The sequence below is a fragment of the Halorussus caseinilyticus genome, from assembly GCF_029338395.1.
GTDB lineage: Archaea > Halobacteriota > Halobacteria > Halobacteriales > Haladaptataceae > Halorussus > Halorussus caseinilyticus.
In genome coordinates this window covers 146,554-164,183 of the sequence record NZ_CP119810.1, presented here as the reverse complement: position 1 = coordinate 164,183, position 17,630 = coordinate 146,554, and the positions used below count along the sequence as shown (strand labels likewise).

Here is a 17,630-nt window from a genome sequence, read left to right as displayed (position 1 = left end):
CTTTTTTTACGGTGCCGGACAGATTTGCGAGCGATGGCAGACTCAGAGACCGTACTCGTCACTGGCGGAACCGGCTTCATCGGGTCGTACGTCGCACAGGACCTCGTGGAAGCGGGCCACGACGTAGTGGCCTACGACCTCTCGACCGACACCGGGATTCTGGAGAAACTCGGCGTCGCCGACGACGTGGAGGTCGTCCGCGGCGACATCACCGACCCGACCAGCGTCGTCCGGGCGGTCAAGGAGTCGGGCGCGACGCGCATCGTCCACCTCGCCGCGCTCCTGACGAACCTCGCGCGGGACAACCCCCGCGGCGCGGCCGAGGTCAACGTGATGGGCACGAACAACGTCTTCGAGGCGGCCCGGACCCTCGACGACCAAGTGGAGCGCGTGGCGTGGGCGTCCTCCGCGGCCGTCTACGCCCCTCCCGCGAACTACGAGGACGACTGGGTGGACGAGGAGGATTTGGTCTACCCCGACACGCTCTACGGCGCGACCAAGGAGTACAACGAGCATCAGGCGAAGGTCTACTTCGAGGACCACGACCTGAGCCACGTCGGTCTGCGCCCGACCGTCGCCTACGGACCCTACCGCGAGACCGGCGGGTCGGCGTTCCTCGCCAACATCGTGGAAAAGCCCGCGGTCGGCGAGTCGTTCTCGGTCGAGTACGGCGACCAAGTTATCGACTGGCAGTACGTCAAGGACATCGCCCAAGCCTTCCGGAAGGCCGCGTTCGCACCCGAGGAGGACCTGAGCCAGCGCATCTACAACGTCCGGGGAGAAGTCGCAACGATTCGGGAGGCCGCCGAAGCAGTCCGCTCGATTATGCCCGACGCCGACATCGAAGTCAGCGACGAGGGCGAACTCCCGTGGACCCAGAAGCTCGACATGACCGACGCGCAGGAAGACCTTGGCTACGACCCCGAGTACGACCTCGAAACCGGCTTCCGCGAGTACATCGAGGCGCTTCGGGCCGAGGAAGGTCTGGACCCGCTGGAGTAGTCCGGTTGCGCGAGCGACCTCGATTTTTGCGTGACTGCCGACCCGTCAAGGGACTCCGATTCTCTATCTGACGCGCGCAGTCCTGCGCGCGTCAGATACGCGGTTCAGCAATCCATGAGAGGGCTTTCCGAAAACGGCGGCCGCGTCGTCTACGAGGAAGCGACGAGAGATTCCTCCCAAACACCAATCCCTTAGTTCAGTAGTTCCAACGACCGGGCATGGAGAAAGTCGCCATCGACGCAGTGGACAACGAGCGGAACCCGATGAAGGTACACAGCGTCCGAAAGCCGGTGTCGCGTGCGCTCGGTACGGACCACTTCGCGATGAACTACTTCGAACTCGAAGCGGGAGAGTCGTTCTCCGGCAGTCTACACACCCACCACGACCAAGAAGAGGTGTTCTACGTCGAGACGGGGACCGCCACCTTCGAGGTGGGAATCGACCGCGAGGAGGTCGTCGTGGACGCGGGCGAACTCGTCCGGTTCCCGCCCGGCGAGTTCCAGAAGGGGTACAACGACGGCGAGGAGACCGTCGAAGGGTGGGCGCTCGGCGCGCCCGGCGCGACCCACGACTGGGACGAACTCCAGTCGCGGGCTTACTGCCCCGAGTGCGACGAGGAGAGGACCCAAGACGTGGGATTCGTCGGCGGAAACTTCGAGTTGACCTGCACCGAGTGCGGGACCACGCAGGGGTAGCCGAGTCGATTGCGCTCGGCGATGGACGAACCTACGGCCGGACGTAGGCGTAGCCGTCCTCCTGCAACCGGGTCAACTCGCCAGCGCCCGACGAGACCTTCTCTACGCCCTCCACGAGGTCACCCTCCGCGAGGTCCATCGTGTCGAGCGTGTTGCTACAGGCCTTGAACGAGAGGCCCGCGTCGAGAAGGGAGGCCACCGTATCACTGTGTGTACCGCCCTGTGTGAGGGGGTCGATGCCCTCGGCCTGCGCGACGACAGCGATGTCGTCCATCTCGACGGTCTCGTCCTTCGAGAGGTTCTCCGCGATGGTGAGAACTGTCTTCTGGTGGTCCTCGTCGCCGCTCGTGAGGTGGAATGTGGTTCGCATAGCGTGTGTAGGTCGGGCTTGACGGGCAAGTTCTTGCTGGCCCACTGCGAACCGACGAACACGAACCCTTACGGTCCACCCGACGGATTTCCGAACTATGAGCGACGAGACGCCCGACTACGAGGCGCAGGTTCGAGACGCGTTTCCGGAAATCGGCGACATCGAAGACGAGCAGTTGCGCGAGCAGGTCGTGGCGGCGTGGACGCTCGGTCTCGAACGCGGCGGGTGGAAGGACGTGTTCGACATCCCCTACGCGTGGAACATCCACGAAGTCACGAACGTCGAACACGTCCGGGGAGTCACGCGCATCGCGGTCAAGTCCGCCGAGGAACAGCGAGACTTCCACGGCGCGGACCCCGACTTCGACGTGATTCGGGCCGCGTGCCTGCTCCACGACGTGGGCAAGTGCTACGAGTACGTAGACCACGTGGACGACGAGAAACTGCTCGACCCCGACCCGAGGTACGCCACCGAGGAAGTGCCCCACTCCATCTCGGGGTACGCGCTGGCCCACGAAGTCGGGTGTCCGCTCGCGGTCCAGCGGGCGATTCCCCACTTCCTCGGCGAGGTGCCCAAGCGAACGCTGGAAGCCGAGTTGGTCAAGAGCGCCAACTCCGCGAGTTCAAACGCCATCACCCAGTCGGCGATGGGCATCACCCTGAAAGAGTGGGTGGACGAGTACAGTCAGACGACCGACTGAGGGGAGGGCGCGCCGACGGCGCGCCCTCGCGGGCGGGCGAAAGAACGTCGCTTCCTTCCCGCGAGGAAAGCAGTTCGTTCCGCACCCCAATCACATGATTTATCTGACTGCTATCGAGACCACACCTCGTGAACCGAAGACGCTTCCTCGCGGGGACGGTCGGCGGGATGAGCCTCCTCGCGGGTTGTAACTCGCCGTCGGGGAGTGCCGACGACTCGAAGGTAAACGTCAAGTGGCCGAAACTAACCGGTCGCGCGCGCAAAGACTGGAAGCAGACCGCCAAGCGAAAGAAAAAATACCCCAAGAAGGCCGGAGTCGTCCCCCACGAGCGGACGCGCATCTACGAGAACAGGACCCTCCAGCGGGAGGTCAAAAAGAAGACCCTCGGGCAGTTCGACCGGACGCTGGCGACGTTCTTCGCCAGTCACGTGGACCTCCGGGGGTTCACGGCGAGGCTTGCAACTGCCGACCGGATAGCCGAGAGCCTCCTGCCGACGTTTAAAAAGGAGGTGAAGGAGTACGGCATCACCGACGTTCGGGAGGTAGTCCCGAAGTCGCCGAAACCGAACCCCGGCAAGAACACGGTGGTCTACGAGTTCGAGGCGACGTACGCGACGCCCGAGATTACCAAGCGGGTCACGATTCCGAAAATCGGCGAGCAGACGCTCACGCTCCCCGCGGACGAACTCCCGATTACCGTCCTCGTCGCCGTCTGGAAGGAGAAGGCCGGGCGCGCGTTCGCGGCGGGTGGAGCGTTCCCGGCCGAACCCTACCGGAAGAGCGACACCATCTCCATCACCGGCGGGGAGGGAGACGGCATCGACGTGACGGTCACGCTGGACCTCGGTCTGGAACCGAAGAAACTCCGACGGGAAATCGTAGACCTCTCGGGGAGCATCCGAGTTTAGGCTCCATCCCCGAAGAATAGTCGAGAATTCGCTCGGCGAAGCTCGGGTCGTGGGGCGGTTCGGACACGCGGACAACTAAGTCAGTCGCTGTCGTGCCAGAGCAAGCATGGGGGATTCGACGCGGACGAACGAGAGCGAACGGAGGGAAAGAGAGACCGAGCGAGACCGGAAAGGCGGGAGTCGGGCAGAGAGCCAACCCGGCAAAACCGGTCTCGACGCGCTCGGAATCGACGCGCTCGGGAAGTTCTCGCTCCGTCGGCGGTGGGTCGGGAGCGAGCGACCGTGGCGGGTCTCGGCCGCGGCGTTTCCCGAGGAAGGGACGCCGGTCGAACAGGCCCAGTTTCTGGTCCGGTACGCGGTGTTGGCCCCGTCGAGTCACAACACGCAACCGTGGCTGTTCAACGTCTCGGGCGACGAGATTCGACTGTTCGCGGACACCGACCGATGGCTCACGGTCGCCGACCCCGACAAGCGGGAACTCTACCTGAGTCTCGGGGCGGCGTTGGAGAACCTGCTCGTCGCGGCCGAACACTTCGGGTTGGGCCACGACGTGCGCTACCTGCCGGGGAGCGACAGCAATCACGCCGCGACGGTGCGACTATCGTCGGGAGACGGGGATTCGAGTCGGGCGTCGGGAAGCGGGAAATCGGGTGCGAGCGCGAGCCAACACCGCGATTCGCGGCTGTTCGAGGCGATTCCGCGACGGCGGACCGGCCGCGGACAGTATCAGGAGCGGACGATTCCGCGCGAGGACCTCGGGGCGATTCGGGACAGTTGTGTCGAGGACGACGTGACTCTCCAGTTCGTCGCCGACCCCCAGAAACTCGGGACCGTCGCCGACCTGACCGCCCGCGCGGACCGCCGCCAGTTCGCCGACCCCGCCTATCGCCGGGAACTCGGCCGGTGGATTGGCCGGGGCGCGTTCGGCGACTCGTGGCCCGGAGCGAAGATGGGGAAACTCCTCGTGACGTACCTGAACGTCGGCCGACGGCAGGCGCGCAAGGACGCCGCGTCGATTCGGAACGCGCCGCTGGTCGCAGTGGTCCGGACGAAATCCGACGGCAGGGGAGCGCAAATTCGCGCCGGACAGGTGTTCGAGCGGGCGAGTCTGCTGGCGACGGTTCTGGGCGTACAGACGCATCCGATGAGCGCCGCGCTGGAGGTGCCGAGCATCCGCCGGGAGTTGACCGACCTGCTCGGACGCCCCGAGTGGTCGTCTCAGCACCTCTTTCGACTGGGGTACGCCGAAGGAGTGTCCGGACCGTCGCCGCGTCGTCGCGCGGAGGCGGTGCTGGTCGAGTGACGCCCGGCGGTACGCACGCTTTTCTCGCCCGGCGTCGAACCCACACCGGAGGAAACCATGAGCGTCACACAAATCGAGTCCATCGTGGAGCGACTCCAGCGGAGCGCGAACGTCCGGTCGGTGTACGGCGACCCGATAGAGCGCGGCGACAAGACGGTGGTTCCGGTCGCGCGGGTCGCCTTTGGCTTCGGCGGTGGGTTCGGCCAGAGCCACGACGTAGCGCAGACCGGCGGCGACAGCGAGGGCGGCGGCGGTGGCGGCGGGTCCGTCGCCACGCCCGTCGGTGCGCTCGAAATCACCGACGAGCGAACGCGATTCGTCCGGTTCGACGAGCGAAAGCGGTCGCTCGGATGGGTGGCGGTCGGTCTCGTCGCGGGGTTGCTAGTCGGGCGACGGTCGAACGCGAAAGACTGATTTTTCCATGTTAAGGCAATATATATGTTTCTTTAGAGGTGGTAGAGAGTTTCTTGAAACTTCTTTCGGTTGCCGAAGTAGTGAACCGTGAGCGACTCGGTTGACGACGGTCGGGTCGGCAGAGGGTTCAGCGGAGACTCGGCTCGGGCAAGACGTACCCGCACCGCTACCGCACTGCAACAGCACCTACCGAACTGCGACCGCACTGCAACAGCACCGCTACCGCACCACACTGCTACACGACAGCGACGGCGAGAACGAGCTTCAGGCTTGAACCAATCAGGACCGCGACGGCACCGCGACCGCAGACCTCGTACCTGCTTCCTCGCTCACTGCGTTCGCTCGTCCGCCGTCGGAGACACCCTCCCCGAGAAGTCGGTCGAATCCCGAGACCCTACGAGTAGGTCCTGCCGCCGGGGACGATAACGTCGAAGAAGCCCCGGAAGATGCCGATTACGAGGTCGAGAACGAGCGGAACCAGCGGGACGACGACGAGTAGCGCGACGAATGCGCCGATAGCTACCGCCGCGACTTCGAGCGCGGATTTCGGCTTCGGGACGGCCATGACACCCCAGACGGGGGCCTCCGTGAAAACGGTGGCGTCGGCGGCGCGACAGCGGAGCGACGACGAGGCGACGGGGGACCGCCGACGGGGGTCCGCCGGGTCTCGAACCCTCAACCACAGCTAAGGACGTGTGCGGGGTAGGAGGGTGGACCTGCTCGAACAGAACCGCGACGAGGACGCCGACGCGCTGGACGAGTTGGAGTCGGTTTCGGAAGGCGGGGAGTTCGAGTCGTTCGCGGACCGACTGTCATAGACACAAAAGCCAGTAAATTTCCAAAACTAGTTAAAATCGTCCAATCCTCTTTGAGTACCATCTCTATCGTCGTCTTCATCCGCTATGATTCGTTCAATATCGAGTATTTGCCCGAGATGCTCTTTTCGGAATTCGTATGTACGGTTTCCTCGTGCCTCACACGCATTGACATCGGTTAAATACTTAAATGCATCAGTGACATCACCCGGTTTGAGTTCACGGTGGTCAAAGTGGCTTCGGATTTCCTGTACTGAGACAAGTACAGAACCGGATACCGCTTTCTGACCCCAGATATTACAGAGTGATACTGCAATACTTTCCATTTCGAGTCCATCCGTCAGAGATATAGTAGTCCGTGGTGTGGGAGGTAAATCAATCCCGTATTCAAGCCAATGTTGTAAGTCAGGAGAATCAAATTCGCCAGTCAGAATTCGTAATTTCGAATCCCTACTTTGACCAAGGATAGCGGTCTCGTTTTCCATCTCTTCCAGTTTTTCACGACAATCTGGCCATTTTTTCCGGCACTTTTCTACGTATTCCTCGCCCATACCATCATAAACAATACAAGTTTCGACCGAAAAAACATCGCCGCTGAGCCCAAATCTCCGTTGAATCTGAGAATCTTTCAGGAATTCCTCTGCGTATTCGATGCTAACGTCGTTATTTTTCTCCATCTGCTTAATATGTCGTGAAGAGATATTATTTCCTTGCTTAATTTCGACGAGTATGACATTCTTACCATTGTATAGAACGAAATCGGGTTCGGCATCAGCGCCAGTATGCGGATCAGATAACTTCGGGAAATAATTGGAAACGACATAATCCATTTCAGAAAATCCATGATAACTTGTACGAGAATGGTATGCGGATAAGAACGTATTATATGAGTCAATCTCAGTTTTTTGTCTCTCCCACTGCCGACTCATTAGAGAGTCACCTCCGTTTCTTTCTTTCGAATGGAATATGTTGAATCAAACTCGTCAAGTACGCTCTTACAGAAACTTCGAAGGCTAAGTGCTGTAGTTGCTTCTCTGGCATGGAGAACTAATTCGGGAGATTCGATTCCTAGTTCGAAAATTTCTCCATGGTTCTTATCATGTATGAAAAACGTATTTTCTCCCCAACGACCATATTGGTATTGGTTCTTCGAGAGTATTTCAGATTTTATTTCTTCACGTAAGTTTTCTGCTGATTCTCGTTCAGGGTCATAAAGTTCTATACTAGTAAATTCGTCTATACTGAATCCGGATTCAAAAAACCTTACTTTAGAATCAGTATTGACCTCGTATCTCTTGCTATCAACAAGGATGAAATCTTTTGAAGTGTCAAGTAGCGTGTCTGTAGCCTTCCCTTCGGAACCTAACCGGACACTTTCAACAGTAAGTATCCCATCGTTAGAACCAGAACCTTGTATTGCTGTAGAGGGGCTATTACGTTGGTTAAATTCAATTCGTGTAGGGGTTGCCTGAAAGTGTTCTTCTGCCTTTTTCATATCATCTGGTTCAGCACCGTGAAACCGTAATGTAGCGGCTCTTTCTTGATGCTGTGAGCGATATTTCGCAGTAAAACCGGAAACTTCAGAATCAATTATAGAGTCCATAACATCCTCTAAGTCATCAGATGTTAGGTATACCCGTTCCATCTGAGGCATATATTTGATTATGTTTTCGACTGTATCCTCTGCCCAATCTTTTAACTCAGTAGTCAGAATCCAGATTGAATCGTCCCTTTTTACAAAGATGAAATCATCAGTACGTTCATATCTCGGAGTTTTTATTTCCACCCACCAAATATCAGAGCTTATTTTATATTCGCTTATGATATGACTATTAAAGAAATTCTTTGCTGCTTTCTTTGAAGAGTCCGAGTCAATTATTGAGGTAGCGAGATCGTTTAATTGGCCGAGAACTTCTTCAGAAGTATCAACTACGTAGAGTTTTAAATCGGGGGACTTTCCACCTCGTGTACTTTTTTCTTTTGCTTCTTTTTCTGTTTTGGTGACTTCATCAATGAGTTCACGGACAACACCGCGAACATCCTTCCCCTCAATTTCTTCCTTTTTAATATCCATATCCCTAAGAATGGTCCCAATCAGTTAGTTCTGAACGGATTACTCACTATACTCAGTTTGTTCAATAAACGATAGAGAGGTATTATAATTCTTTCTGTTGTGACACTAGTACAGTATTAAAAGTCATTTATACCTGCGTACCGACTACTATTCTATTAGTCGCCGAACTCCGACCCGCAGTTGCCACAGGCCATGCTGTCGGAGGGTAACGCCCGTTGGGGCGTGACCAGACCGCAGTCGTCACAGATACCGAAGAGGCGTTTGTCCGGGTCGATACCGCTGACGAACTCCATGCGCACCCACGCGTCGGAGTTCGTCTCGTCATAAATCTCGACGCCGCCGCCCGTTCGCTTCCAGTTCACGGGGTCGGCGTCCTGCTCCCGTCGCTCCAGTCGTTCGCTCATCGCGTAGTAGAAGGGCGGAGAGTATCTATCATAAAAGTTCCGTATGAATTTTTACTACGGGAGTAATAAAACTCCTCTCGACGCGCGCGGCCGGAGAGAGTGCCGAGAGAGAAAACGACTTATCGGCCAGCGACGGAGTACGAACGTGAAACGGATTCAACTCGGAAACACCGTCTTCGAAGGGCAAAACGACGTGTACCTGTTCGAGGGCGACTCGGGACCGACGACGCTGGTGGACACCGGGGTCGCCACGCCCGACGGCCGCGAGCAGTTGCGTGAGGGACTCGCGGAGTACGGTCTCTCGTTCGGCGACGTGGATGTGATTCTGCTCACGCACTGGCACCACGACCACACCGGACTCGCGGGCGAGATTCAGGAAGAGAGCAACGCGACGGTGTACGTCCACGAGGACGACGCACCGCTGGTCTCGGGCGACGAGGCGGCGTGGGACGCCGCCGAGGACCTCCGGGACGAACTCTGGGACGAGTGGGGAATGCCCGCCGACGCGCGCGCCGAACTCGAGGAGTTCCTCGAACTCCACGACCGGATTCAGGGCCGGTCGCCGAACGTCGAGACGTTCGGCGACGGCGCGACGTTCGACCTCGGGAGCGTCGAACTCCGAGCGGTCCACCTGCCGGGCCACGCCGCCGGACTCGCGGGATTCGCGTTCGACGGCGCGCGAGTCGGCGACGACGCCAGTGAGGGCGACCGAGAACTCCTCTCGGGCGACGCGCTCCTGCCGAAGTACACCCCGAACGTCGGCGGCGCGGACCCCCGCGTCGAGGACCCGCTCGGCACCTACCTCGACTCGCTCGCCCGAATCATCGACGCCGACTACGCCCGCGCGTGGCCGGGACACCGCGACCCAATCGCCGACCCCGCGGCGCGAGCGCGCGACATCGCCGTCCATCACCGCGAGCGAACCGAGCGCGTGCTGTCGGTCCTCCGGGACCGCGGTGAGGCCGACGCGTGGACGGTCAGCGCCGACCTCTTCGGCGACCTGTCGGAGATACACATCATGCACGGACCGGGCGAGGCGTGGGCGCACTTGGACCACCTCGAACGGGAGGGCGTCGTCGAGCGGACCGACGAGGGGTACGCGCTTCTGGACGAGGACCCCGACCTCGACGCGATATTCGACTACGGCGGCCAGAGCGACGAGAAACCGCCAGAAGCGGCCACGGAGGACTGACCGGTGACCACAGTCACCGTCTGGAACGAGTACCGCCACGAACGAGAGGGCGGTGCGGCCAGCGAAGTCTACCCCGACGGCATCCACGCGACCATCGCCGAGTTCCTCGAAGACCGGGGGTTCGACACCCGGACCGCGACGTTGGACGACCCCGAACACGGCCTGACCGAGGCGGTGCTGGACGACACGGACGTACTGACGTGGTGGGGTCACGAGGCCCACGGCGAGGTCCAAGACGAGATAGTCGAACGCGTCCGCGAGCGAGTCCTGTCCGGGATGGGGTTGCTCGTGTTACACTCCGGGCACTTCTCGAAGATATTCAAGCGCCTGATGGGGACGACCTGCGACCTCAAGTGGCGAAACGAGGGCGAGCGCGAACGTCTCTGGACGGTCGAACCGGGCCACCCCATCGCCGAGGGCGTCGGCGAGTCCGTCGAAGTACCCGAAACGGAGATGTACGGCGAGCGGTTCGACGTTCCGGCACCCGAGACGCTGGTGTTCAACAGTTGGTTCGAGGGCGGCGAAGTGTTCCGAAGCGGGTGTTGCTACCGACGCGGCGCGGGTCGAATCTTCTACTTCCGGCCGGGCCACGAGACCTACCCCATCTATCACCAACCGGAGATTCAAAAAATCATCGCTAACGCGGTCTCGTGGGCAGAACCTATAGAGTCTTCTACACCTTCGTTCGGTCACTCCCCGAACCCTCCGCAAGAGGGATGAGTCGCCCGTTTTCCCGGTCATAATCATAGCTGAAAGGCGAACATCAATTTTGATATTCAACTTTTCAAAGTTAAAAGAAGGAAACCCTTTATTAGGTAGCCGTGAATCCGGCAACACAGAGAATGCCGGAGGTCCGCCCCCGCGTACTGCACGTCGAAGACAACGATTTCTTTGCCAGAGTTACGGCAGGGGTTCTCACCGGCGAGTACGAGATGGACGTACAGACGGTCGAGAGCGCGGCGATTGCGCTCGAACGACTCGAAACCGAGCGCTTCGACTGCATCGTCAGCGACTACCAGATGCCGGGCATGGACGGACTGGAGTTTCTCGACGCCGTCCGAGAGACGTACCCCGACATCCCGTTTATCTTGTTGACGGGCGGCGGAAGCGAACAGACCGCGAGCGAAGCTATCTCGGTGGGCGTCACGGACTACCTCCGGAAGGGCGAGGGCAAAGAGCAGTTCGCGGTGTTGGCGAACCGTATCGAAAACGCCATCGCTCGGCGTCGAACCGAGCGACTCGCCGACCGTCAAATCGCGGTCAACGACCTCATGTGGGACGTGAGTCAGGCGGTCTTGCAGGCGTCCTCGCGCGACGACATCGAAGAGACCGTCTGCGAACGACTCGCAGACTCGAAACCCTACGTTCTCGCGTGGGTCGGGAGCGTAGACGAAGACGCCACCGCGGTCCGACCGGAGGCGTCGGCGGGCGTCGAACAGCGATACCTCGACGCCGTGGTTCTCGACGGCGACCGGGAAGAGGGCGACCGCATTCCCGTCCGGGAGGCAGTCGAGACCTGCGAGGTGAGCATCGAACGCGGAACGAAACTGGAGAACCGATTCGACCACGAGATAGACGGAAACATCGAACGCTACGCGGCCGCCGTCGTCCCCCTCGTGTACGAAGACCAGTCGTACGGCGTGTTGAGCGTCTGGTCGGACGTGCAACACGCGTTCGACGAGACCGAGCGCCGAGTCCTCTCGAAGTTCGGCAACAATATCGCGTACGCCATCGACTCGGTACAGACCCGGAAGGAACTCGTCCGGCGGGAACAGCGCCTACAGGTGTTCAACCGAATCCTGCGGCACAACCTCCGAAACGACCTCAACGTCGTGTTGGGCCGGGCCGAGAACATCGTAGAGGAGTTCCCACCGGCCGCGAAGGAAGCAGGTATCATCGAACAGAAAGCGAGCGAACTCATCGAAATCAGCGAGAAGGCCCGCGAAGTCGGCAAGACGCTGGACCGCGAGGACCGGACGACCAAGCAAATCGACGTGACTACCTGCGTGGAACGAACCTGCGAGGAGTTCCGCCAGTCGTACCCGGACGCCGAGATAACCGCCGAGACTCCCGAAACCGTGACCGTGTACGCCGACAAGACGGTCGAGGCCGCGATAAGCGAAGTCGTGGAGAACGCCATCGAACACGGCGGGAATCGGCCGTCGGTGACCGTCACCGTCTCGGCCACCGACGACGACCGCGAGTGGGTAGAAGTGACCGTCTTGGACGACGGGCCGGGCATCCCGGAGGACGAACGCGAAGTTCTCACGGAGGGTGAAGAGACCGCGCTCCACCACGGAAGCGGTCTCGGTCTCTGGCTTTCGAACTGGATAGTCGGCAAGTTCGGCGGGGAACTGACGTTCGAGGACTACCACACCAACGGCAGTGCGGTGACTCTCCGACTCCAGCGTGCGGTCGAGGACGTTTCTGGGTTGCAGAACGCTTCTCCGCTCGAACTGGAGTGAATCGCCGGTCGGTTTCCGCTGACCGGATGAGTCGCCGGGTCGGGTCGAACCGACCGGTTCGACCCGACCCGGCGGCCGAACCTGTCTGTTTACTTTAACAACAGATATATGAGTAGAAAATAAAGAATACAGACAGTATGAGTACGAAATCGAACGGGTTCGTGGACTGGTTCCGACAACCGGAGTACACCGGAGAGAACCGGTGTACGCCGTGTACCATCGTCAACGTCTTCATCGCGGTCGTGCTGAGCGGTCTCGTCTCGGCCGCGTTGACGTTCGCCGGTGGTCTCGTGGTATTCACGCTATCACTGCTCAGCATCTACTACCGAGGGTATCTCGTGCCGGGGACGCCAGCGCTGACCAAGCGGTACTTCCCCGACTGGGTTCTGGCGAAGTTCGACAAACTCGAAGACGAGACGCCCGAAATCAGCGAAGAAGAGCGCGACCCGGAGGAAGTGCTGGCAGACGCTGGCGCGGTCGAACCCTGCGCGGAGATGGACGACCTCTGTCTCTCCGAGTCGTTCCGCGAAGCGTGGTACGACAACATGGAGTCCATCAAAGCCGACGAGACCGAGAAGAGCGACCTGAGCGCCGTCCTCGACGTTGACGAGGAGAAACTCTCCTTCGAAGAACACGAGGAAGCGCTGGTCGCGGAGTACGACAACGGTCGCCTCGGACAGTGGGAGTCCCGCGCCGCACTCGTCGCCGACCTCGCGGCCGCGAAACTGCTAGAGAACCGGTACGACGACTGGGAGTCGCTGACGGTCACCAACCAGAGTCGCGTCCTGAGCGGTCTCCGTATCTTCCTCGACGCCTGCCCCGACTGCGGCGGCGACATCGCCATGGAACAGGAGACCGTCGAGTCGTGTTGTCGCACGATGGACGTGGTGGCGGTCAGTTGTTCGGAGTGCGATTCGCGGATTCTGGAAGTCGAACACAACCAGTAGAGTCGAACACCGTCGTTTCCGCTGTCTTTCGGTGCGTACTGGGGCGGACGACGAACCCCGTCGTTTCCGTTGTCCGCCGACGCCGACGCCTCTCCTCGGCCACACCGCCGTTTCCGCCGACGGGACACCGGCGTTTCCGTTGTCCTTCGCCGGGAGGAGCAGACGCGCGGAACACCGAGATTTCCGTTGTTCCGTCGCCAACCGCGTCGAACCGCTACCCCGTCGTTTCCGCTGTCTTTTCGAGTTGCCTTCGGTGTCGGTAGACAGAGGAAACGATGGGGTTGAGAACGGAAGGCGAGTTTCGGAGACGAGTGCGAAAGAGTCGAATGGGACCTTCGGGGCCGAGTTGAAGTCGCTCCCGGAAAGCCGCCGGACGACAGCGGAAACAGTGGGGTACGTTTCGGAGACGAAAGAAGGGGAAAGACGGCCGAATAAGGGAGAAGACGGACGACGAGCGAATGCCGACGGAAAACAGCGGAAACGGTGGGGTACGGAAGCGAACAGAGCGATTTCTCAGTTCTCCGCGTCCTCGAACGTGGTCTGGTAGTAGGGTCGGATGCTCTCGTGGACGCCTGCGAACTCGATGGTTTCTTCGAGCGCCGTGACGACGAGTTGGAGGTCCTGTTTCAGTGCGTGTTCGCGGTACTTGCCGCCCGACATCCCCTCGTTTTTCTCCGTCGAAGAGATGACTCCGAGCATGGCGAGGTCCGCGAGGTGGTCGCGCATCCGGCGACTCGTGAGCGGTTCGGTGCCGACGTGGTTGCAGAGTTGCTCGTAGCGCGGTCGGATGTCCCGCGAGCGTGCGGGCGTCTCGTCCTCGGCTTCCAGCGACGTGAGGGCGTAGAGGATGAGGCGGGCGTGTTCGGTCAGGTCGGCGACTCCCTCCATGATTCGGTCGCGTTCGAGTTTCTCGCGGGCCTCTTGGACGTGTTCGTCCGTGACCTGCTCGACGGCCTCCTTCCGGGCGAGGTCCCCCGCTTCGAGCAACAGGTCGAGGGCTTGACGGGCGTCCCCGGCGTCCTGTGCGCCGTAGGCGGCACAGAGTGGAATCACGTCCTCGGCGAGTGCGCCGTCGTGGAACGCGACCTGTTCGCGTTGGCTCAGGACCTTCTGGAGTTCGGTGGCGTCGTAGGGTGGGAACGAGACTTCCTTCTCGCAGAGCGACGACCGGACTTTCGCCGACAGCGAATCGCGGAACGAGAGGTCGTTAGAGATGCCGACGAGTCCGATTTTGGCGTCTTCGAGGTAGCCGTTGGACCGTGCGCGGGGAATCTGGTAGAGGATGGAATTGTCGTTGATGTGGTCCACCTCGTCTAAGACCACGATGATGGTGCCGCCGAGTTTGTCGAGTTCCTCCCAGAGGAAACTGTAGACCTGTGCTTGAGGGTAGCCGGTGTTGCTGATTTGCTCGGACGGGTCGCGGAGGGTGTTGACGAGGCGCACGGCGACTTGATAGCTGGAGTTGAGTCCGTCGCAGTTGATTTCGATGACGTTGAGCGAGATGTCGTCGTACTTGGCGGCGTCGTCCTGAAGACGGTTGAGGAGAAATCGGGTCGCGGCGGTTTTTCCGACGCCGCTCTTTCCGTAGAGGAAGATGTTCGACGGGGCCTCGCCGTTGATAATCGGTTGGAGGGCGGCGTGGTACTCCTCTAACTCCTCGTCGCGGCCGACGAGGTTGTCCGGGGTGTACTCCTCCAGCAAGGCGTCCCGGTTCTTGTAGAGGGAGTTGTCCCTATCGAAGCTGAACGATGACATGCGCGTTTCTTGGACGGACTGGATTATAAAGTATCGTGGTCGCCGTGGCGTCCGCTGTTTCTTCTGTCCCCAAGCTATTTATTTTAGGACGGGATTTTAGGGTAGCATCGTTTCCGTTGTTCGGTTATACTTAAAGACACACCCACCCCATCGTTTCCGGAGCTTTTCCGGAAGAAGGTGGGGTGGGTGTCACGTTGCTTCTATATAAAAAGAAAGCTTTATATAGTTCAGTGAGAAACCACAACCGTAGTGCAGATAGACTAATTGGGTTATTTAAACGATTAAAAATGTAAGGTAGAGTGATTTTATATAATTAACCGAATCCGTATCAAAATTTCTTGTGTTTTGTGAAAAGGTGTGGGAAGTTCTGAGGAAAAGGAAGAACTCCGAGAGAAACGGCGAAAGCGAAGATTTACTCCTTCCGTCCTCATCGACTAACCCCATCGTGAGGGGCGATTTCTCGCCCCTCCCCTCCCTTCTGCTCCGAAGACAGCGGAAACGGTGGGGTGGGTGTGTTCCTTCCGACCCTTCCCTTCTTCTCGAAAACAGCGGAAACGGTGGGGTGGGTGTGTCTGACCCGTCCACGAACTCTCCGACGTTCTCGAAGACCCACGACAGGCGAAGGCCAGCAGGTTTCGAAGACGAACGCGTCGGCCAGCAGTTCGAGTACGACGATTCTTCTCGAAGACGCCGGTTCGTTCGTGCGTCGCTCCGGCGCTCCGGTCGGCGCAGACTCCCGAAAGAAGGCCAGAGACGCTCGATTCGAGGACGGAACCCTCGGACGAGACAGCGGAAACGGTGGTGTTGCGTCGTTCTCCGTCCGCCCGCGCTTCGAGGCGTCTCCGTCGCCGATTGCTTCAGTACGTCTTCATTTCCTTCCCGACGACCCGAAAACAGCGGAAACGGTGGGGTCGTCTCTACGTTCCTCTCGTCTCCGGACCCTCGCGTCTCCGACGCCGCCGATTCGCCTCGAACGGGAGACTCCCCTTGTCGGCGTCTCATCGCCGGGTTCTCTTCTCCGCTCGAAACAGCGGAAACGACGGGGTAGCCGGAAACGACGGGGTAGCCGGAAACGACGGGGTAGCCGGAAACGACGGGGTAGCCGGAAACGACGGGGTGACCAGAAGCGGTCGGGATAGCCGGAAACGGGAGGGAGACGAAATACCCGAAAGTGGCAGGTGACGGGACGACGGGTCACCGAACGGCGTCGGTTCCGTCGGCACATCCGGCGTCGGTTTCGTCGGCGCGTCCCTCACTCAGCGAATCGGGATGTTGCGTCCGGAATCGTCGTCCGCGTCCTCTCCGCCGAAACCAGATTCAGGACCGCTAAAGAAAGAATTACCAATCTTTGAGCTATATTTAGAACCTTCTAAGTCGGAACGAGAGTTGTCGTCGGGGCGCGAACGCGGTTCCAGACTCGACCCGGCGTCGGGGGACGGACGCTCACCGAGCGTTAGCCGTTCGGTGAGTCGCTGGCCGTCCCGAATCAGTTCGACGGTCACGGACTCGCCGGGTTCGGTCTGCGTGATGAGGTAGCGCGTCAGTTCTTCGTGGGAGCGGACCGACCGTCCGGCGACGCCGACGATAACGTCGCCGCCGACCGGAATTTCGTGGCCGCCGACGGTGCGTGTCCCGTCACAGCCTTCGAGACCACCGCTAGCGGGTCCGAGACGAACGTCTGCGACGAGGACGCCTGCGGGTTCGTCCAAGTCGTTGGCCTCCGCGACGGTCGGCGAGACGTTCACGGTCCGGACGTTGAGGTAGGAGTGGCGATACTCGCCTGAGGCGACGAGTTCCGGCACGACCCGCGTGACGATGGCGGGCGAGACGGCGAATCCGATATTCTCGCCCTGTTTGGCCCGGTTCACGCCGACGACTTCCCCGTCCGTCGTCACCAGCGGACCGCCGCTATTGCCGGGATTGATGGCGGCGTCGGTCTGAATTGCGTCGGGAATCGTGAACCCCGCTTCGGTCGGCGTCGTGCGATTGACTCCACTGACGATACCCGCGGTGATGGTCCCGTCGAGACCCATCGGGTTTCCGAGTGCCGCGACTCGCTGACCGGGTACCGGGTTCTCGTCGGCGACCGGGAGCGGCTCGGCGTAGGCGGGCACGTCTTCGACCCGGACCGCCGCGAGGTCGGTGTAGGCGTCCGCGCCGACGACTTCGCCGGTGCGCCACTCGCCCTCGCTGAACCGGATTTCGACCGTTCGACCCACGACGCTCTTCCCGCTATCAGACTGCCTACGCTGTCGTCGTCCGTTCGGTCCGCCGCGCGGTCCTCGGACCGGCGGCGCGACGACGTGCTGGTTCGTGACGACGTGTCCGTCGTCGTAGACGAATCCGGACCCGGTTCCCGAAGGCCGCGTCCCGTCGTCGGTTTCGACCGTCGCGTAAACCGAGACGGTAGAGGGTATCGCCTCGTCGTAGAGTCGTTCGTAGGTTCGCTCTTCGTCGCTGACTTTCGCGTTCTCGTTCGTCATTGTCTCCTCCGCCACCGGTCGGCGAACTACCTCCGGCGTTCGAGTCGGTCTCGACGTTTCTCCGGACGAATCGCACGCCAGCGAACGGATTCACCCGACGTTA

Annotated in this window: 17 protein-coding genes; 10 read left to right on the top strand and 7 right to left on the bottom strand. The window is 60.3% G+C overall.

Features of this window, described 5'->3' with window-relative positions:
- Positions 1-33: 33 nt before the first annotated feature.
- Together P2T60_RS18375 and P2T60_RS18370 are read left to right on the top strand one after the other, a co-directional pair.
- Positions 34-1,002, top strand: coding sequence for an NAD-dependent epimerase/dehydratase family protein (locus P2T60_RS18375; protein ID WP_276282570.1), 969 nt, complete (start codon positions 34-36; stop codon positions 1,000-1,002).
- 218 nt (positions 1,003-1,220) lie between these two features.
- The gene (locus P2T60_RS18370; protein ID WP_276282569.1) at positions 1,221-1,697 is read left to right on the top strand and encodes a cupin domain-containing protein; all 477 of its coding nucleotides are present in this window, start codon (positions 1,221-1,223) and stop codon (positions 1,695-1,697) included.
- Between the two features lie 31 nt (positions 1,698-1,728).
- On the opposite strand, the gene P2T60_RS18365 is transcribed toward P2T60_RS18370, so the two are convergent.
- A complete protein-coding gene (locus P2T60_RS18365; RefSeq protein WP_276282568.1) occupies positions 1,729-2,067 on the bottom strand; it encodes a DsrE family protein in 339 nt (112 codons plus the stop codon).
- Between the two features lie 97 nt (positions 2,068-2,164).
- Here P2T60_RS18365 and P2T60_RS18360 point away from each other — a divergent pair, with 97 nt between their 5' ends.
- The 4 genes from P2T60_RS18360 (at position 2,165) to P2T60_RS18345 (ending at position 5,392) form a co-directional block, all read left to right on the top strand.
- Entirely contained in the window at positions 2,165-2,767 is a 603-nt protein-coding gene (locus P2T60_RS18360; protein ID WP_276282567.1) for an HD domain-containing protein, read from the top strand.
- 128 nt (positions 2,768-2,895) lie between these two features.
- On the top strand, positions 2,896-3,675 hold the full coding sequence (locus P2T60_RS18355) for a DUF6517 family protein (RefSeq protein ID WP_276282566.1): 780 nt from the start codon (positions 2,896-2,898) through the stop codon (positions 3,673-3,675).
- A gap of 106 nt (positions 3,676-3,781) precedes the next feature.
- On the top strand, positions 3,782-4,978 hold the full coding sequence (locus P2T60_RS18350; protein WP_276282565.1) for an Acg family FMN-binding oxidoreductase: 1,197 nt from the start codon (positions 3,782-3,784) through the stop codon (positions 4,976-4,978).
- 57 nt (positions 4,979-5,035) lie between these two features.
- Positions 5,036-5,392, top strand: a complete 357-nt coding sequence (locus P2T60_RS18345) for a GerW family sporulation protein (RefSeq protein ID WP_276282564.1) — start codon at positions 5,036-5,038, stop codon at positions 5,390-5,392.
- A gap of 394 nt (positions 5,393-5,786) precedes the next feature.
- Here the strand turns inward: P2T60_RS18345 and P2T60_RS18340 are convergent, their stop codons facing one another.
- From P2T60_RS18340 to P2T60_RS18325, 4 genes are all read right to left on the bottom strand, one after another.
- Complete coding sequence (locus P2T60_RS18340) at positions 5,787-5,957, bottom strand: hypothetical protein (protein WP_276282563.1); 171 nt, start codon at positions 5,955-5,957, stop codon at positions 5,787-5,789.
- A 279-nt stretch (positions 5,958-6,236) separates the two neighbouring features.
- Positions 6,237-7,136, bottom strand: a complete 900-nt coding sequence (locus P2T60_RS18335; RefSeq protein WP_276282562.1) for a hypothetical protein — start codon at positions 7,134-7,136, stop codon at positions 6,237-6,239.
- The gene (locus tag P2T60_RS18330; protein ID WP_276282561.1) at positions 7,136-8,281 is read right to left on the bottom strand and encodes a hypothetical protein; all 1,146 of its coding nucleotides are present in this window, start codon (positions 8,279-8,281) and stop codon (positions 7,136-7,138) included. The genes P2T60_RS18335 and P2T60_RS18330 overlap by 1 nt, the downstream gene beginning before the upstream one ends.
- A 155-nt stretch (positions 8,282-8,436) precedes the next feature.
- A complete protein-coding gene (locus P2T60_RS18325; RefSeq protein WP_276282560.1) occupies positions 8,437-8,685 on the bottom strand; it encodes a hypothetical protein in 249 nt (82 codons plus the stop codon).
- 145 nt (positions 8,686-8,830) lie between these two features.
- Between P2T60_RS18325 and P2T60_RS18320 the strand changes: the two genes are divergently transcribed.
- From P2T60_RS18320 to P2T60_RS18305, 4 genes are all read left to right on the top strand, one after another.
- Positions 8,831-9,877: an MBL fold metallo-hydrolase gene (locus P2T60_RS18320; RefSeq protein WP_276282559.1), complete on the top strand. Its 1,047-nt coding sequence runs from the start codon at positions 8,831-8,833 to the stop codon at positions 9,875-9,877.
- A gap of 3 nt (positions 9,878-9,880) precedes the next feature.
- Complete coding sequence (locus P2T60_RS18315; protein ID WP_276282558.1) at positions 9,881-10,597, top strand: ThuA domain-containing protein; 717 nt, start codon at positions 9,881-9,883, stop codon at positions 10,595-10,597.
- A 122-nt stretch (positions 10,598-10,719) separates the two neighbouring features.
- Entirely contained in the window at positions 10,720-12,342 is a 1,623-nt protein-coding gene (locus tag P2T60_RS18310) for a response regulator (protein WP_276282557.1), read from the top strand.
- Between the two features lie 137 nt (positions 12,343-12,479).
- The gene (locus tag P2T60_RS18305) at positions 12,480-13,289 is read left to right on the top strand and encodes a DUF8054 domain-containing protein (protein WP_276282556.1); all 810 of its coding nucleotides are present in this window, start codon (positions 12,480-12,482) and stop codon (positions 13,287-13,289) included.
- Between the two features lie 513 nt (positions 13,290-13,802).
- Here P2T60_RS18305 and P2T60_RS18300 read toward each other — a convergent pair.
- Together P2T60_RS18300 and P2T60_RS18295 are read right to left on the bottom strand one after the other, a co-directional pair.
- The gene (locus P2T60_RS18300; protein ID WP_276282555.1) at positions 13,803-15,044 is read right to left on the bottom strand and encodes an orc1/cdc6 family replication initiation protein; all 1,242 of its coding nucleotides are present in this window, start codon (positions 15,042-15,044) and stop codon (positions 13,803-13,805) included.
- Positions 15,045-16,300: 1,256 nt separating this feature from the next.
- The gene (locus P2T60_RS18295) at positions 16,301-17,527 is read right to left on the bottom strand and encodes a S1C family serine protease (RefSeq protein ID WP_276282554.1); all 1,227 of its coding nucleotides are present in this window, start codon (positions 17,525-17,527) and stop codon (positions 16,301-16,303) included.
- Between the last annotated feature and the right edge of the window lie 103 nt (positions 17,528-17,630).

What these genes read in the sequence shown, in the direction of transcription:
- P2T60_RS18370 (WP_276282569.1), top strand. Translation starts at nt 1,221, where the DNA reads ATGGAGAAAGTCGCCATCGACGCAGTGGACAACGAGCGGAACCCGATG.
- P2T60_RS18325 (WP_276282560.1), bottom strand. Translation starts at nt 8,685, where the DNA reads ATGAGCGAACGACTGGAGCGACGGGAGCAGGACGCCGACCCCGTGAAC.
- P2T60_RS18375 (WP_276282570.1), top strand. Translation starts at nt 34, where the DNA reads ATGGCAGACTCAGAGACCGTACTCGTCACTGGCGGAACCGGCTTCATC.
- P2T60_RS18330 (WP_276282561.1), bottom strand. Translation starts at nt 8,281, where the DNA reads ATGGATATTAAAAAGGAAGAAATTGAGGGGAAGGATGTTCGCGGTGTT.
- P2T60_RS18340 (WP_276282563.1), bottom strand. Translation starts at nt 5,957, where the DNA reads ATGGCCGTCCCGAAGCCGAAATCCGCGCTCGAAGTCGCGGCGGTAGCT.
- P2T60_RS18335 (WP_276282562.1), bottom strand. Translation starts at nt 7,136, where the DNA reads ATGAGTCGGCAGTGGGAGAGACAAAAAACTGAGATTGACTCATATAAT.
- P2T60_RS18310 (WP_276282557.1), top strand. Translation starts at nt 10,720, where the DNA reads ATGCCGGAGGTCCGCCCCCGCGTACTGCACGTCGAAGACAACGATTTC.
- P2T60_RS18300 (WP_276282555.1), bottom strand. Translation starts at nt 15,044, where the DNA reads ATGTCATCGTTCAGCTTCGATAGGGACAACTCCCTCTACAAGAACCGG.
- P2T60_RS18350 (WP_276282565.1), top strand. Translation starts at nt 3,782, where the DNA reads ATGGGGGATTCGACGCGGACGAACGAGAGCGAACGGAGGGAAAGAGAG.
- P2T60_RS18345 (WP_276282564.1), top strand. Translation starts at nt 5,036, where the DNA reads ATGAGCGTCACACAAATCGAGTCCATCGTGGAGCGACTCCAGCGGAGC.
- P2T60_RS18295 (WP_276282554.1), bottom strand. Translation starts at nt 17,527, where the DNA reads ATGACGAACGAGAACGCGAAAGTCAGCGACGAAGAGCGAACCTACGAA.
- P2T60_RS18365 (WP_276282568.1), bottom strand. Translation starts at nt 2,067, where the DNA reads ATGCGAACCACATTCCACCTCACGAGCGGCGACGAGGACCACCAGAAG.
- P2T60_RS18360 (WP_276282567.1), top strand. Translation starts at nt 2,165, where the DNA reads ATGAGCGACGAGACGCCCGACTACGAGGCGCAGGTTCGAGACGCGTTT.
- P2T60_RS18305 (WP_276282556.1), top strand. Translation starts at nt 12,480, where the DNA reads ATGAGTACGAAATCGAACGGGTTCGTGGACTGGTTCCGACAACCGGAG.